This is a genomic window from Mesorhizobium sp. M1334 (assembly GCF_040317995.1).
Taxonomy (GTDB): Bacteria; Pseudomonadota; Alphaproteobacteria; order Rhizobiales; family Rhizobiaceae; genus Mesorhizobium.
The window spans coordinates 208,773-223,097 of record NZ_JAMYLM010000007.1 but is presented as its reverse complement, the minus strand read 5'-3'; the positions used below and the strand labels follow the sequence as shown (position 1 = coordinate 223,097).

Genomic DNA, 14,325 nt, shown 5'->3' with positions numbered 1-14,325 from the left:
GCTGCCCTACTCGGCGGCCTGCAGGTTGATCTTGCTTTCCGCTATCTCGGTAAGCTTGCGGTCGGTCGCCTGCTCCTCCTTGAGATTGTTGGCCAGCACATTGGCGCAGTCGCTGCGGCCCAGTTGCTTGGCCCAGGCAATCAAGGTGCCGTAACGGGTCATCTCATAATGCTCGACCGCCTGGGCCGAGGCGATCAGCGCAGCGTCGAGGACCTCCTTGTCGGCGATGTCGCCGCTGATGTCGTCGGCCTCTTCGAGAATGCCGTCGATGGCCGGGCAGTCGACCTGCTTGGCCTTCACGCCGTGCAGTTCGAACACCTGCTCGACACGCTGGATATGACCCTTGGTCTGGGCGAGATGTTTCTCAAAGCCGGCTTTCAGCTGCGGATCACTCGCCTTGTCGATCATCTTCGGCAGCGATTTCTCGATCTGTTTTTCAGCGTAATAGATGTCGCGCAGCGTGTGCACGAACAGGTCATCGAGTGTTTTGATATCCTTCGAAAAGAAGCCCATGGCCTTTGCCTTTCCATTGCTCTTGCAGTTTCGGATTTTTGGCTGCGGCCCAACCCGAGCACCACAGCCTGCGCAACCGGTTCGTCCCGGCACTGGGAAATCAACGTGCGGCTGACGGGCGGGTTCCTGGTTTTCCGGCCGCGTGCACGGAAATTTCGCGGTCCAGCAAAAAGCTGAAACAAAATCGCGCCTCAGCGACATTCAGGCGAAACATATGTGATGCAAAAGTCACACTGGGCGAAATGCCGACGGACTGCATGGAAACACCGCGAATCAGCCGCATTCCAGCCATGAACGAAGGCATTTTCGACCAGAGATTAACATCGCGTTCACCGACTATTCACGCCTGGACGCTATGATCCCCGAAATTCGGAAGGGACATCCGAAACGGGACAGGGACCGAGTAAAATGAGCTTCTGGAATCACATCGCCGGCTATGCTGCCGCCATCCGCGAATTCGTCGCACCGACCTATCGGCCCGAGCGCTATTACATGCGCGGCCCAGGCCCCGCCTGCGCGCGCCGTGGCAACACGCTTGGGATCAGCGTGCACTGATGATGAGCATGGAGAGCCGTCACGACAGCCGGATATGCCGGCCCGACGCCGACAATCGGTCAACGACCTATCGCGCCGAGCGCCCTGCGCTGACCGACAGACGGCGTGCGACAACGCCAAGCCTTCAGCAGTCCGGGCTTTGATCCAGCCGCCGGCAGGTTTAGTGTCGCCTGACACCAGCTGCCGGGCGTCACGTGATCGTCAAGCCGAACCATTCTCCTGAGCCGCCAGAATTCGAATCACGTCGCCCGTTGATCGTGTTCGACGGTATTTGCGTGTTGTGCTCGGGCTTTGTGCGCATGGTGGTGAAGCTCGACCGCAAGGGCCGCTTCCATTTCGCAACGGCGCAGTCGCCCTTCGGCGAGATGCTGTTCAAGAAATACGGGCTGCGAACGGATCGCTACGAGACCAATCTCGTCATCGTCGATGGCGCCGCTTTCACCCGCCTGGATAGTTTCGTTGCCGTCATGGCCGAACTCGGCTGGCCGTGGCGGGCGGCGCGGATCCTGCTGCTGTTGCCGCGCCCACTTCGCGACTGGCTCTACGACCGCATCGCAAAGAACCGCTACGCCCTGTTCGGCAAGAAGGACAATTGTGAAATCCCTTCCGCCGAGGTGAGGGCAAGGTTGATCGGCTAGGCTCACTGCCGTGGCCGGGAGCGGCGCGGGGCATTTTGGGGGAACTGCGGATGAAGGTTCTTGTCGTCGGCGGCTATGGCACCTTTGGCGGTCGCACCGTCGAGCTTTTGGAGGGCGAACCGCGTCTGATCCTCTTCGTCGCCGGGCGCTCGCTTGCCAAGGCTGACGCTTATTGCAACAGGCGTGCGCCGACAGCAGCCCGGCTGCAGCCGGCCCTGTTCGACCGTGACGGCGATCTCGCCGCGCAACTCGCTGCATTTGAGCCTGATATTGTAGTCGACGCGAGCGGCCCGTTCCAGGCCTATGGCGAGGGACGCTATCGCCTGATCGAGGCCTGCATCGCCCGGCGCATCAACTATCTTGATCTAGCCGACGGCTCGGATTTCGTCGCCGACGTCTCTGCGTTCGACGAGGCGGCGCGAAATGCAGGGGTTTTCGTGCTGTCCGGCGTCTCGAGCTTTCCGGTGCTGACGGCCGCGGTTGTGCGCCGCCTGTCGTCGGACCTGACGCGGGTCGACGGCATTCGCGGCGGCATCGCGCCGTCGCCCTTTGCCGGTGTCGGCGGAAACGTCATTCACGCTATCGCCGGTTATGCCGGTCAGCCGGTGCGGCTTGTTCGCAATGGCCGTCCGGAACAAGGCCGTCCGTTCACCGAACAACTGCGCTACACCATCGCGCCGCCGGGCCGGCTGCCGCTTCGATACACGCTGTTTTCGCTTGTCGACGTTCCCGACCTGCGCGCCTTGGCCGAGCTTTGGCCGGAGGCGAGGACCATCTGGATGGGAGCCGGGCCGGTACCCGAGTTGCTGCACCGCGCCCTGATCTGCCTCGCCTGGCTGGTGCGCGCCGGATTGATCGGTTCGCTTTTGCCGCTGGCGCCGCTGATGCATCAGGCAACGAACCGGCTGCGCTGGGGCGAGCATCGCGGCGGCATGTTCGTCGAGGTGGAGGGATCTGACCGGGCGGGCGCCATCGTCAAGCGCTCGTGGCATCTCTTGGCCGAGGGCAATGATGGGCCGCTGATCCCGTCGATGGCGGTCGAAGCGCTGGTCCGCAAAGCGCTGGCCGGACATCAGCCCGCGCCGGGCGCACGGGCGGCGGTGCGCGATTTGGAGCTCCGGGATTATGAAGCGCTGTTCGCCGGCAAGACAATCTACACCGGGTTCAGGAATGAGCCCGCTGACAGGGACAAGTCGCTTTATGCCGTCTTGCTCGGCGACGCCTGGCATGGCCTGCCCCGGGAAATCCGCGCCATGCACGATTGCACAACAATGGCGCAGGCCGCGCGCGCGTCGAACGCGGGCGCAATGTTCTTGGCCGGCTAATGGCCCGTGATGGTCGGCTTCCCCGCGGCAAGCGAGGACATCCCGGTTCATGTCCGCTTCGACACCGAGAAGGACGGCGAGACCTGGACGCGGACATTCGGCAAGCACAGTTTTTCGAGCCTACAGTTCGCAGGCCGGGGTCGATCGCAGCGCCTGCTGTGCGAACGCTTCGGCCCGCTGACCTTCGCGATGGCGCTGGTTGCGGAGGACGGCCGGCTGGCGCTGGTCTTGCGCCGCTGGAGCTTTTTTGGCCTGCCGCTGCCGATGTGGCTCGGTCCACGCTCGACTTCCTACGAAACGGTGGAGGATGGCCGCTTCCGCTTCCACGTCGAGATCTCGCATCCACTTGCCGGCATGATCGCCTGCTACCGCGGCTGGCTGGAGCCCTCCGGCCCGCACGGCTCCAGCGAGATCGTGTCGCCTGCCAGCTTAGCCAGTTCGCGGCAGTCCTGCGCCGTGCACAGCGTCCAACCCTGACCCGTGGCGCCCGACGCGGCGAGCACGAGGCGCCGCTGTGGCCCGACCTTGGGCGCATAGACCCACCAGCCGTTTCTCAGCACCGAGCCTTGCGGCGGCTCCATCCCGGCGCCCGATCCCTTGATGCGGGCCTCGACCAGCTGCAGGCCGGACGGCAGCACCTTCCAGTCTTCCTGCCACTGGGTCTTCTCCACCGAATGCACCCAGGAGAGCGTGAAGGCAGCGACCGCGAGCGTCACCGTCTTGCCGGCCGCGGCGATGCAGAGGCTCATGCCGAGTTGGCCAGCGAAGCCTGCCGCGCACGCCAGCAGTGCCAGCCGATCCAGGCAAGGGACAGCGCCCAGCCCGCCTCGTCGGTAAGCGGCAGCGCCGCAACCAGCAGCACGCCGGCGGCGAAGGCGACGAGGCGTTCCCACCAGGCCATGCGCCGGGCCAGAAATCCGACGGCAGCGGCGCCCCACAGGACTATGCCCATGCAGGCTTTGATGACGATATAGGCGACCTCGACGGGATAGCCGAACTGGGCGGCGATCGGACCGGGGTTCTGCAGCATCAGCGCCGGGGTATAGACCGCCATGAACGGCACAACGAAGCCGGCAATGGCAAGCTTAGTGGCCTGGATGCCGATCTTGAGGCCGCTTTCCTTGGCCATCGGTGCGGCGGCGAAGGCGGCCAGCGCCACAGGCGGGGTGAGATCGGCCATGATGCCGAAATAGAAAACGAACATGTGGCTGACCACCAACGGCACGCCGAGCGACAGCAGCGCCGGCCCGGCCAGCGACGAAGTGATGATGTAATTGGGAATGGTCGGTATGCCCATGCCAAGCACCAGACAGGTGAGCATGGTCAAAAGCAGCGACAGGAACAGATTGTTCTCGCCGATCGAGATGATCCAGCCGATGAAGGTCGAAGCGATGCCGGTAAGCGTCAACGTGCCGATGACGATGCCGACGATGGCGCAGGCAATGCCGACCGGCAGCGCGTTCTTTGCTCCCTCCGCAAGGGAATCGATGCATATGCGCAGCGTCTCGCGCCCGCCCTTGAACGTGAGGCAGGCGACGACCAGCACGGTGATGACCAGGCTGAGGATGTCGACGCCGAATTTCATGAAGGAAGCCGCGGCAAGCCCGAGTGCCAGCCAGAAGACGATGCGGAAGGCGAGCGGCCCGATCGATGCTGCCAGCGGCGTGCCGAGGATGAGCACGATGGTCAACGCGAGGCCCATGGTGCCGGCGAACACCGGTGTGTAGCCGGCAAACAGCAGGTAGATCAGTGCTGCGAGCGGCAGTACCAGCGGCCAGTGCTGTCTCACCGCATCCCACGGATTGGGCAGGTCGGCCTTGGCCATGCCGTGCAGGCCGGCCTTGCCTGCCTCCAGGTGCACCTGCCAGAAACAGGCGCCGAAATAGAGCAGCGCCGGGATGATCGCCGCCTTGACCACCGCGGCATAGGGGATGTTCAGGGTCTCGGCCATGATAAAGGCAACCGCTCCCATCACCGGCGGCATGATCTGGCCGCCCATCGACGAGGTCGCCTCGACGGCGCCGGCGAAAGCCGAGCGGAAACCGAAGCGCTTCATCAGCGGGATGGTGAACTGGCCGCTGGCCACCACATTGGCGACGCCGGAGCCGGAAATGGTGCCCATCAGCGCCGAGGACAGCACACAGACCTGTGCCGGACCTCCGCGCCATGAGCCGACCAGGCCAAGCGCAAAATCGTTGAACAGCGCGATCATGCCGGCGCGCTCAAGAAAGGCGGCGAAGACGACGAAGATGAAGATGTAGGCGGCCGAAACATAGATCGGCGTGCCGTAGATGCCTTCGGTGCCATAGGCGAAGGTGTCGACGAGCTGGGCGAAATCATAGCCGCGATGGATGAAAGGCGGCGGCAGATGATTGCCGACAAATGCGTAGGCGAGAAAGATGAGGGCAATGACGGCGAGCGGCAGCCCCATCAATCGCCGCGCCGCCTCGAAGACCAGCACGACCAGCACCGCGCCGACGATCAGGTCAGGCGTGGTGAGAAAGCCGGAGCGGCGGATGAGGTCGGCATAGAACACCCAATTGTACAGACCGGTGGCGAAGCCGAGCACGCCGAGCGTCCAGAACACTGCTTTCGCCGGGACGCCTTTGGCGCGCAGATTGGCGATTAGGGCAAAGCCGAGCAGCAGCAGGAAGCCGACATGCATGGCGCGTACGACCTGGCTCGGCAGGCTGCCATAGGCGGCGATGTAGATCTGGAAGATGGAGAAGGCGATGGCGATAAAAAAAGCCGCCTTGCCGGCGATGCCTTCGCCGAAGCCCGGCGGCAATCCTTCGACAGGAGCTTCCGCTGTGGGGGAAAGAACGGTCGGGGTTGCGGTCATTGGCGGGGTTCCTGGCGGGGCGCCCCTCCCCGAGGGAGGGTGCCGAGCGAGGCGAGGCTCCTTACTTCACCAATCCCTTTTCCTTGTAATACCTCTCGGCGCCTGGATGCAGCGGCACCGGCATGCCGTCGAGCGCCTTGGCGGGGTCGATCGCCTTGGCGGCGGCGTGGGCAGCGATGAGCTGGTCGAGATGCTCGAACAGCAATTTGGTCATCTGGTAGGCGGTCTCGTCAGGGACATCGGCGCTGGTGATCAGAAAATTGCCGACGGCGGCGGTCGCGACATCCTCGGTCTGCCCCTCATAGGTGCCCTTGGGGATGACCACGGAAAGATAGGGCGAGCCGATCTTGACGACGTCCTCCGCCGGCACGGCAACGATGTTTACTGGCACCGAGGTGGCGAGGTCACGGATCGATGCGACCCCAAGGCCCGCCGACTGCAGCGTGGCGTCGAGCTGGCGGTTCTTGATCAACTCTACGGATTCGGCAAAGGGCAGATATTCGATCCGCCCGAGGTCTTCGTATTTCAGCCCGGCAGCGGCGAAAATGGTGCGGGCGTTGAGCTCGGTGCCTGAGGCCGGCGCGCCGACCGAAAGGCTCTTGCCCTTGAGATCGGCGAGCGTCTTGATGCCGGATTCCTTGCTGGCGACGATCTGGATATAATTGGGATAGATGGCCGCAATGCCGCGCAGCTTGTCGAGCTTGCCTGGGAAGCCTGCTTCGGTGTTGCCTTCGGCGGCCAGCTTGACGGAATCGCCGAGCGCAAAGGCGATCTCGCCCTTGCCCTGCTGCAGCAGGTTGAGGTTTTCGACCGACGCTTTCGTCGCCTGCACCTGGGTGCGCGCGCCTTCGATGCCCTTGCCGTAGATTTCCGACAGCGCCACGCCGAGCGGATAGTAGACGCCCGACGTGCCGCCGGTCAGCACGTTGATGAATTCCTGTGCCTTGACCGATACCGCGCCAAGGCCAAGCGACAGCGCTATGGCGCCGGCGGCAACGAACTTCGTCCTGAAATTGAGCATTCGGTTTCCTCCCTGAAGTATCTGCCGCACTCTCCTCGTCAGCGCGATCCGGGACGAGTTTAGAGAGCGGACGGGAAATGCCAACCCGCAATTGTCGCCATTAGACCAACGGTTGAGCTTGCGTGAAATGCCATGGGAGCCGAAAGATTTTTGCAGCGCCTGTCGAAATCGGGCGAGGCCGCGCGACATACGTTCGGCCCGCAACGGAGCGGCCTTCGAGAAAAACGGGAGAAGACCATGCGATACATGCTTTTGATCTATGCGAACGAAGCCGCGATGGCGGCCGCGCCGACGGAGAAGACCTACGAAATCAGTGCAGCCTATGGAGCCTATACCGAGGCGTTGAAGAAATCCGGAGCGTGGCTGGCCGGCGACCGGTTGAAGCCGACCCAGACCGCCACCACGGTGCGGATGGCCAACGGCAAGACCAATGTGCTCGACGGTCCCTATGCCGACACCAAGGAGCAGCTCGCCGGCTTCTACATGATCGAGGCTGAGGACGCCGACGCAGCAATTGCCTGGGCGGCTCGCTGCCCGGGTGCCAGCACCGGCACGATCGAGGTGCGGCCGATCTGGGAAATGACCGAGTACCCATCCCAGAAGTGACCGTGTGATGGACAGTCGTCCGGAGATCGCGCGGGCGGCGGCGGAAGCGGCCGCCCGGCAAAGCTACGGCAAGCTGGTCGCGTATCTCGCCGCGCGCACACGCGACGTGGCCGCTGCCGAGGACGCCTTGGCAGATGCCTTTGCAGCGGCGCTCGAGCGTTGGCCACAGGCGGGCGTGCCCGACAAGCCGGACGCCTGGCTGCTGGTGGTGGCACGCAAGCGCCGCGTCGACGCGGTCAGACGGCGACTGACAAGCGAGGCGGCCCGCGACCACCTTAGGCTGATCGCCGAGGAGATGGAGGCACGCATGGTCGACGAAGACCTGCCGGACGAGCGGCTCCGGCTGATGTTTGCCTGCGCCCATCCGGCGATCGAGGGCGGCGTCCGTGCGCCGCTGATCCTGCAGACGGTCCTGGGCTTCGACGCAGCGACGATCGCCTCGGCTTTCCTTGTCTCGCCAGCCACGATGAGCCAGCGCCTGGTGCGCGCCAAGACGCGAATTCGCGAGACAGGCATTCCGTTCCGCGTGCCGGAGCGGGCCGAACTCGGCGAGCGGCTGGGCACCGTTCTGGAAGCAATCTACGCGGCGTTTGCCGAAGGCTGGTCCGACCCGGCCGGCACCGAAACGCGGCGCCGCAACCTCGCGACAGAAGCCATCTGGCTCGGCCGTCTGATGGCCACGCTGATGCCGGACGAGCCGGAGGCGCTCGGCCTTTTGGCGCTGATGCTGTTCGCCGAAGCGCGGCGCGCGGCGCGGCGCAATGCGGCGGGCGATTATGTGCCGCTGGCCGAGCAAGATCTTGCACTGTGGGACGATACACTGATCGATGAAGCGGAGACGCTGCTCGGGCGCGCTGCGGCCAAGGGCGTTGTCGGCCGCTACCAGCTCGAGGCCGCCGTGCAGTCCGCCCATGCGACAAGGCGGCTGACCGGCGGCACCGACTGGGTCGCGATCAAGGAGCTCTATGACGCGCTGTCAGTGATTGCCGGCTCACCGGTGGTTTCGATCAACCGTGCGGTGGCCATTGCCGAGGCCGAAGGTGGTTCGGCAGGATTGGGCGCCCTTGATCAACTCAGCGGCGATAAGCGGCTGCATGACTATCAACCTTACTGGGCCGCCCGCGCGGGCCTGCTGGCCAGACTCGGCAAAGTTCCGCAAGCGAGCGAGGCCTATGACCGGGCCATCGGCCTCGAACGCGATCCGGCCGTGCGCCGGTTCCTGCAGGAACGACGGGCCGCGCTCGGCCCCGCGGAAAGACACTGAGACAAGGCGGAGTGCTCAGGCCGGCCACATGTCGTGAGAAGCATTCAGCCTCTTTATCACCCGATGTTCCCGCAAATTGGCCCACAAGCGTTCGATGTTCGGCCAAGCGGTTGGAACCTTCGCGACCACCGGATGCCAGGCCACCAACATGACGAGATAGATGTCGGCCAGCGAGAGTTGGTCGCCGGCCAGCCAGTCGCGGCCGTCGAGGGCGGCATCGAGAATGGCGAAGCTGCGATCCATTTCCGAGACCGCCGCCTGTTTGAGGGCGTCCACGCCGCCGGCGTCGGCCGTGTAGCGATGCGCGTAGAAGAACCGCAGGTTGGCTGGATAAATGACGGAGGACATGAAAAACATCCAGCGCAGGAAATCCGCACGGTCAGGCGAACTTGCCGCGGGCGCCAGTCCTGCTTCCGGGTGGCGCTCGGCCAGCAGGATGCAGATCGCCGCGGATTCGGTCATCGAGCGTCCGTCCGGCAAGATCAGCACCGGCACCTGGTTCAAGGGGCTGATATCAAGAAAGGCCTGATCGAGGCGGCCCTTCGGAACGTCGACCTGGGCGAAAGGTACGCCCGCCAATGCAAGCGCCGCCTCAACGACAAAGCCGCCGGTATTGGCACGCGTATAGAGCTTGTACATAAAGTCCTCCACCTGCCGGGCAGCGACGATTTGATACGGAAGTGACCCGCCGCTCAAGCGAACGACGCCCGCCACAGGTGGTTTTTCAGCGGTCCACGCCGAAGCGTCGATACAGAACGTTTGATGCCGGAGGGGCAGCGCGAAGGATCGCTACGAACCGGTCAAAAACTCTCGTGTCCAGACTCTAAGTCCCCAATCCCTCGAACAGGATAGTCGAGAGATAGCGCTCGGCGAAGGAGGGGATGACGACGACGAGGGTCTTGCCCTTGTTTTCGGGCCGCGAGCCGACGACGATCGCCGCTTGCAGGGCGGCACCCGACGAAATGCCGACCGGCACACCTTCGAGCCGAGCGACGAGCCGTGCATTGGCAACCGAATCCTCGTTCGAAACCTTGACGATCTCGTCGTAGATCGTCGTATCGAGGATTTTTGGCGCGAAGCCGGCGCCAATGCCCTGGATCTTGTGCGGGCCTGGCTGGCCGCCCGACAGCACCGGCGAGGCTTCCGGTTCGACGGCGACGACATGCACCGAGGGCTTGCGCTTCTTCAGCACCTGTCCGACGCCGGTGATGGTGCCGCCGGTCCCGATGCCGGCAACGAAGATATCGACTTCGCCATTGGTGTCGTTCCAGATTTCCTCGGCCGTGGTGCGGCGATGGATTTCCGGATTGGCCGGGTTTTCGAATTGCTGCGGAATGACGGCGTCGGGCAGTGTTGCCGCCAGTTCGTCGGCCTTGGCGATGGCGCCCTTCATGCCTTTCGGCCCTTCGGTCAGCACCAGCTCGGCACCGAGCAGTGCCAGCATCTTGCGGCGTTCGACGGACATGGTTTCCGGCATGGTCAGGATCAGCTTGTAGCCCTTGGCGGCGGCGGCAAAGGCGAGCGCGATGCCGGTATTGCCCGAGGTCGGCTCGATCAGCGTGGTCTTGCCGGGTGTAATCCTGCCCGAAGCCTCCAATGCCTCGATCATCGAGACGCCGATGCGGTCCTTGACCGAGGCGATCGGGTTGAAGAATTCGAGCTTGGCCAGCAGATTGGCGACGACGCCCTTCTCCCTGGCGAATTTATCCAGCCGCACCAGCGGCGTGTCGCCGATCGTCTCGGTGATCGAATTGTAGATGCGGCCGCGGCCGGGCACGTGTGTGTGGGTGGCGGGCTTGTTCATTGGTTTTCCTCCCAGAGGTCAAGCGGCAAGAGCCGGGCGGGCATAGGATAGAGCCATCCACCGCGCAAGATAGGCACGTTCGAAAAATATCCGAGTGACGTTCGTGCTGAATACCGGCGCCTTGCAGGGCGTTGGGCGGATTGGCGAAGAGATCTACTGGCGGGCGGCAATTGCCGCCGCCGCACCGACCATGAAGCCGGCGGCGGTGCGGTTGAGTGCCCTCAGCGCCCGCGGCGACTTCAGGAACCAGCGCGCCTTGGCCGCCAGCGCCAGATAGGGCACCAGCACCACGAGCAGAACGATGATAGTGAGCGCGACCAGGATGCCGTAATCGGCCAGTGTGATCGTCTTCAGATCGACGATGGTCGGGGTGATGGCGAGATAGAAGATCATCGTCTTCGGATTGCCGAGTGTGACGGCGAGACCGGCTACAAAGCTGGATGCCAAGCCGCCTTTGCCTTTCTTCGCCTCTACCGTTTCGGGCGTGATGCCGCTCGTCCAGAAACGCCAGCCAAGAAAAGCGAGGTAGGCGACGCCCAGCCATTTGATGGCCAGGAAGATCACGCCGAACGTCTGTGCGACGAAAGCCAGGCCGAGCACCACGGCAGTTAAATAGGTCAGGTCGCCGAGCATCAGCCCGAACGACATGGCCAGCGACGAGCGGAAGCCGGAACCCAGCGCACGCGCAACAAGCGCGGTGACGCCTGGGCCGGGGATGGCTGCGGCGATGCCGAGGGCGGCGCTATAGGCGAGGAACCCGGTGAGCGTCATGGTTCGCGCTTGTCGCACAATGTTGAAGTTGGGTGAATTCCCTCCGGCCGAATTCTATTGCGCCAGCGCAGCAGGCGACGCCGCCGCTCAGGAGCGGCCGTCTTCGTAGGTAACGCGCCAGATGGTGCCGTTACCGTCCTCGGTGACGATCAGGGAGCCGTCCTTGGCCATGGCGACACCGACCGGGCGGCCCCAGACGGCGTCGTTCGAGATGACGAAGCCGGTCATGAAGTCCTCATACTCGCCGGTCGGCTTGCCATCCCTGAATTTGAGCCTCACCACCTTGTAGCCGGTCCTGGCGCCACGGTTCCACGAACCATGCATGGTGACGAAAGCATCACCCCGGTAATCCGCCGGAAAGTTCTTGCCGTCGTAGAAGGCTATGTTCATTGGCGCCGAATGCGCCTGCATCAACACGTCGGGGACAGTGGCCTTGCCGGCGAGGTCTGGCCGCTCGCCCTGATGGCGCGGATCCTCGTGGTTGCCGATGTAGTACCAAGGCCAACCATAGAACGCACCGTCCTTGACTTCAGTTGCAAACTCGAACGGCACATTGTCGCCGAGCTCGTCGCGCTCGTTGACGACGCACCACAACGCGCCGCTGGCGGGCTGCACCGTCATGCCCGTACAGTTGCGCAGGCCGGTGGCGACAGTTCGGGGATTTTTCCCGTCCGGGTCAAAGGCGAGCACATCGGCACGGCCTTCCTCGGGGCCCCAGGCCGCCCCGAGCGGCTTTGATTTCGCCCAGGCGTCAAGGCCGCCATCCGGCTGCTTGTCCATGTCCTCGGCGACATTCGAGTCCGAGCCAACCGATAAAAAAAGCGTTTTGCCGTCAAGCGAGAAGGCGATGTCGCGGGTCGAGTGACCGCCCGACGGGATTTTGGCGACAATGGTTTCTGGTTTACCGGACGCCTTCAGGTCACCGTCGCGATAGGGGAAGCGGACGATGCTGTCGCTGTTTGCGACATAGACCCATTGCGGCTTGCCGCCTGGCGGATAGAAGGCGATGCCGTATGGATAGTTGAGGCCTTGGGCGAAAATCGCTTTCTCGATGGGTTTGGCGCGGCCCTCGGCCAGACGGTAGACGCGTATTTGGTCGGCATGGCCGTTTGCGATGAACAGGTCGCCGTTCGGAGCGACGCGAACGACGCGCGGATTATAGAGTCCGGAGGCGATCATTTCGGCCGAAAAGCCCGGCGGCAATTCTGGCTCGGCGCTTTCGGGCCGTTCCGCCACGCCGCCGCCGTTCGAAGCGGATTGAGCGGGGTCGGCTGCCGGCATGTCTTGCGGCCCGATCAGGCGGCGGACGCCAGGCCTGTCGGCGTGCCAATCGCCAAAAGCGGCTTCGCCTTTGAGCACCTTTTGATCCGCCTGCTGGGCGGCTGCCGGTGTCGCGACAAGGAGGGCAGCGGCAACGGCCGCAAAGCCGCCAGATCGGATCATTAACGTCCTCCGAGGTTTGCCTCGAAGAGGGCAAACGGGATCCGGCATTGGTCGTTCCAAGCGGTGGTCCAGCACACGAGGATTTGAAGCCGAACCCCGTTCAGTTGCCAGAGGCGTAGAAATCGTCGTCGAGGCGCTTTTCCAGCGCGACCAGATCGGCCGGCAGCGGCAGGCCCATGGCCCGCATCTCTTGCAGCTTCTCACGCAACTGCTCTTGCACCTCGTGCTGATCCTCAGGCTGATTGACCATTTCCTCGAGCAGCAGGCTGATCTGGGCCTTGAACGATTCCAGCGCCATTCTTTTTCTCCTTGCGGCAAGCCGCGGCGGCTCCTAGCGCAGCATGCGCGAAATCAGCTGCGCGGTATAGTCGACCATCGGTACTATGCGCGCATAATTCAGCCGCGTCGGCCCGATGACGCCGAGCGCACCGACGACGCGCGCGTCCTTGTCGCGATAGGGTGCCACCACCAGCGAGGAGCCCGACAGCGAAAACAGCTTGTTTTCCGAACCGATGAATATGCGCACCCCCGGGCCTTCCTCGGCGAGGTCGAGGAGCTGGATCAGCCCATCCTGCGTCTCCAGATCCTCGAACAGATGCCGCAGCAATTCTATGTCGGCCTGGGCGGTGACGTTTTCCAGGAGATTGGCGCGGCCGCGCACGATAAGCCGCCCAGGCACCCCGCTTTCGGCGCCTGCCCAGACCGCCAGGCCCTTCTCGACCAGATCCTGCGACAGCGTGTCGAGGGCTGCCCTGGTCTCCTCCTTGATGCGGGCGATCTCGACCCGGGCCTCGGCCAGGGTGCGGCCGCGGATATGGGCGTTGAGGAAGTTGGAGGCTTCGTGCAATTGCGAGACGGTGATGCCGGCGGGCAGATCGATGACGCGATTTTCGACGTCGCCGTTCTGCGAGACCAGCACGGCCAGCGCCTTGGTCGGCTCGAGCTGGATGAATTCGATGTGCTTCAGCGCCGCCTCATTTTTGGCGGCGAGCACGAGGCCGGCGCCGCGCGACATGCCGGACAGCATCTGGCTGGCCTCGGTCAGCATATGCTCCAGCGTCGCGCCCGAGCCGGAGGCGCGCACCTGCGCCTCGATGGTGCGGCGCTCCTCGTCGGAGAGGTCGCCGAGTTCCATGAATGCATCGACGAAGAAGCGCAAGCCGGCCTGGGTCGGCAGCCGGCCAGCCGAGATGTGCGGCGCGTAGATCAGGCCGAGATGCTCGAGGTCGCTCATCACGTTGCGGATGGTGGCCGGCGACAGCGATGACGGCAGGATGCGCGACAGACTGCGCGAACCGACCGGCTCGCCATCCCGCAAATAGGAATCGACGATGCGCCGGAAGATGTCGCGCGAACGCATATCGAGCGATTGAAGCGCGGGCGGTTGAAGTGCCGGCGACGAGAGCACTGGCGACTGCGAACCGGGATCGACTACCTTGGTCATTCGAGCCAAAAACCTCCGGTCCGAAGATATAGACTTCCGCGGCGTCGGCGCAACCGGTCCATTTTCCTTTGCGCCTCACGCCCCGTGCGGCTACAAGCC

Annotated in this window: 16 protein-coding genes; 6 read left to right on the top strand and 10 right to left on the bottom strand. The window is 63.9% G+C overall.

Features of this window, described 5'->3' with window-relative positions; all coding sequences use genetic code 11:
• Nucleotides 1–6: 6 nt before the first annotated feature.
• Entirely contained in the window at nt 7–513 is a 507-nt protein-coding gene (locus NKH17_RS16080; RefSeq protein ID WP_254818016.1) for a YciE/YciF ferroxidase family protein, read from the bottom strand.
• A 408-nt stretch (nt 514–921) separates the two neighbouring features.
• Here NKH17_RS16080 and NKH17_RS16075 point away from each other — a divergent pair, with 408 nt between their 5' ends.
• The 4 genes from NKH17_RS16075 (at nt 922) to NKH17_RS16060 (ending at nt 3,508) form a co-directional block, all read left to right on the top strand.
• Nucleotides 922–1,068: a hypothetical protein gene (locus tag NKH17_RS16075; protein ID WP_254818015.1), complete on the top strand. Its 147-nt coding sequence runs from the start codon at nt 922–924 to the stop codon at nt 1,066–1,068.
• 257 nt (nt 1,069–1,325) lie between these two features.
• Entirely contained in the window at nt 1,326–1,706 is a 381-nt protein-coding gene (locus NKH17_RS16070; protein ID WP_352476823.1) for a thiol-disulfide oxidoreductase DCC family protein, read from the top strand.
• A 50-nt stretch (nt 1,707–1,756) separates the two neighbouring features.
• Complete coding sequence (locus NKH17_RS16065) at nt 1,757–3,031, top strand: saccharopine dehydrogenase family protein (protein ID WP_352900203.1); 1,275 nt, start codon at nt 1,757–1,759, stop codon at nt 3,029–3,031.
• A 9-nt stretch (nt 3,032–3,040) separates the two neighbouring features.
• Nucleotides 3,041–3,508: a DUF4166 domain-containing protein gene (locus NKH17_RS16060; protein ID WP_352900206.1), complete on the top strand. Its 468-nt coding sequence runs from the start codon at nt 3,041–3,043 to the stop codon at nt 3,506–3,508.
• On the opposite strand, the gene NKH17_RS16055 is transcribed toward NKH17_RS16060, so the two are convergent.
• The 3 genes from NKH17_RS16055 to NKH17_RS16045 all read right to left on the bottom strand — a co-directional run bounded on the left by NKH17_RS16055 (nt 3,397) and on the right by NKH17_RS16045 (nt 6,894).
• On the bottom strand, nt 3,397–3,780 hold the full coding sequence (locus NKH17_RS16055) for a DUF1850 domain-containing protein (protein WP_352476825.1): 384 nt from the start codon (nt 3,778–3,780) through the stop codon (nt 3,397–3,399). The two genes, NKH17_RS16060 and NKH17_RS16055, sit on opposite strands and share 112 nt — an antisense overlap.
• On the bottom strand, nt 3,777–5,873 hold the full coding sequence (locus NKH17_RS16050) for a TRAP transporter permease (protein ID WP_352900210.1): 2,097 nt from the start codon (nt 5,871–5,873) through the stop codon (nt 3,777–3,779). Before NKH17_RS16050 ends, NKH17_RS16055 begins: the two co-directional genes overlap by 4 nt.
• Before the next feature lie 61 nt (nt 5,874–5,934).
• A complete protein-coding gene (locus tag NKH17_RS16045) occupies nt 5,935–6,894 on the bottom strand; it encodes a TAXI family TRAP transporter solute-binding subunit (protein ID WP_352900213.1) in 960 nt (319 codons plus the stop codon).
• A gap of 237 nt (nt 6,895–7,131) precedes the next feature.
• Between NKH17_RS16045 and NKH17_RS16040 the strand changes: the two genes are divergently transcribed.
• Nucleotides 7,132–7,500 carry a YciI family protein gene (locus NKH17_RS16040; protein WP_352648462.1) on the top strand — a complete coding sequence of 123 codons (369 nt, stop codon included), beginning with the start codon at nt 7,132–7,134 and terminating at the stop codon, nt 7,498–7,500.
• 7 nt (nt 7,501–7,507) lie between these two features.
• Nucleotides 7,508–8,764, top strand: coding sequence for an RNA polymerase sigma factor (locus NKH17_RS16035; protein WP_352900216.1), 1,257 nt, complete (start codon nt 7,508–7,510; stop codon nt 8,762–8,764).
• A gap of 15 nt (nt 8,765–8,779) precedes the next feature.
• Here NKH17_RS16035 and NKH17_RS16030 read toward each other — a convergent pair whose 3' ends face one another.
• The 6 genes from NKH17_RS16030 to hrcA form a co-directional block, all read right to left on the bottom strand.
• Nucleotides 8,780–9,403: a glutathione S-transferase family protein gene (locus tag NKH17_RS16030; protein WP_352900257.1), complete on the bottom strand. Its 624-nt coding sequence runs from the start codon at nt 9,401–9,403 to the stop codon at nt 8,780–8,782.
• Between the two features lie 184 nt (nt 9,404–9,587).
• Nucleotides 9,588–10,568, bottom strand: a complete 981-nt coding sequence (cysK, locus tag NKH17_RS16025) for a cysteine synthase A (protein ID WP_352803048.1) — start codon at nt 10,566–10,568, stop codon at nt 9,588–9,590.
• 153 nt (nt 10,569–10,721) lie between these two features.
• Nucleotides 10,722–11,339, bottom strand: coding sequence for a LysE family translocator (locus tag NKH17_RS16020; RefSeq protein ID WP_352803045.1), 618 nt, complete (start codon nt 11,337–11,339; stop codon nt 10,722–10,724).
• 87 nt (nt 11,340–11,426) lie between these two features.
• Nucleotides 11,427–12,782 (bottom strand): PQQ-dependent sugar dehydrogenase, encoded by a 1,356-nt coding sequence (locus NKH17_RS16015; RefSeq protein WP_352802311.1) that lies wholly within the window; start codon nt 12,780–12,782, stop codon nt 11,427–11,429.
• 100 nt (nt 12,783–12,882) lie between these two features.
• Complete coding sequence (locus tag NKH17_RS16010; protein ID WP_254818005.1) at nt 12,883–13,080, bottom strand: hypothetical protein; 198 nt, start codon at nt 13,078–13,080, stop codon at nt 12,883–12,885.
• A 33-nt stretch (nt 13,081–13,113) separates the two neighbouring features.
• A complete protein-coding gene (gene hrcA / locus NKH17_RS16005; RefSeq protein WP_254818004.1) occupies nt 13,114–14,226 on the bottom strand; it encodes a heat-inducible transcriptional repressor HrcA in 1,113 nt (370 codons plus the stop codon).
• Nucleotides 14,227–14,325: the final 99 nt, after the last annotated feature.

Bases quoted from the DNA above. Each gene is read 5' to 3' on its own strand.
- NKH17_RS16080 (WP_254818016.1), bottom strand. From the start codon at position 513: ATGGGCTTCTTTTCGAAGGATATCAAAACACTCGATGACCTGTTCGTG.
- NKH17_RS16075 (WP_254818015.1), top strand. From the start codon at position 922: ATGAGCTTCTGGAATCACATCGCCGGCTATGCTGCCGCCATCCGCGAA.
- NKH17_RS16065 (WP_352900203.1), top strand. From the start codon at position 1,757: ATGAAGGTTCTTGTCGTCGGCGGCTATGGCACCTTTGGCGGTCGCACC.
- NKH17_RS16060 (WP_352900206.1), top strand. From the start codon at position 3,041: ATGGTCGGCTTCCCCGCGGCAAGCGAGGACATCCCGGTTCATGTCCGC.
- NKH17_RS16055 (WP_352476825.1), bottom strand. From the start codon at position 3,780: ATGAGCCTCTGCATCGCCGCGGCCGGCAAGACGGTGACGCTCGCGGTC.
- NKH17_RS16050 (WP_352900210.1), bottom strand. From the start codon at position 5,873: ATGACCGCAACCCCGACCGTTCTTTCCCCCACAGCGGAAGCTCCTGTC.
- NKH17_RS16045 (WP_352900213.1), bottom strand. From the start codon at position 6,894: ATGCTCAATTTCAGGACGAAGTTCGTTGCCGCCGGCGCCATAGCGCTG.
- NKH17_RS16040 (WP_352648462.1), top strand. From the start codon at position 7,132: ATGCGATACATGCTTTTGATCTATGCGAACGAAGCCGCGATGGCGGCC.
- NKH17_RS16035 (WP_352900216.1), top strand. From the start codon at position 7,508: ATGGACAGTCGTCCGGAGATCGCGCGGGCGGCGGCGGAAGCGGCCGCC.
- NKH17_RS16030 (WP_352900257.1), bottom strand. From the start codon at position 9,403: ATGTACAAGCTCTATACGCGTGCCAATACCGGCGGCTTTGTCGTTGAG.
- cysK (WP_352803048.1), bottom strand. From the start codon at position 10,568: ATGAACAAGCCCGCCACCCACACACACGTGCCCGGCCGCGGCCGCATC.
- NKH17_RS16020 (WP_352803045.1), bottom strand. From the start codon at position 11,339: ATGACGCTCACCGGGTTCCTCGCCTATAGCGCCGCCCTCGGCATCGCC.
- NKH17_RS16015 (WP_352802311.1), bottom strand. From the start codon at position 12,782: ATGATCCGATCTGGCGGCTTTGCGGCCGTTGCCGCTGCCCTCCTTGTC.
- NKH17_RS16010 (WP_254818005.1), bottom strand. From the start codon at position 13,080: ATGGCGCTGGAATCGTTCAAGGCCCAGATCAGCCTGCTGCTCGAGGAA.
- hrcA (WP_254818004.1), bottom strand. From the start codon at position 14,226: ATGACCAAGGTAGTCGATCCCGGTTCGCAGTCGCCAGTGCTCTCGTCG.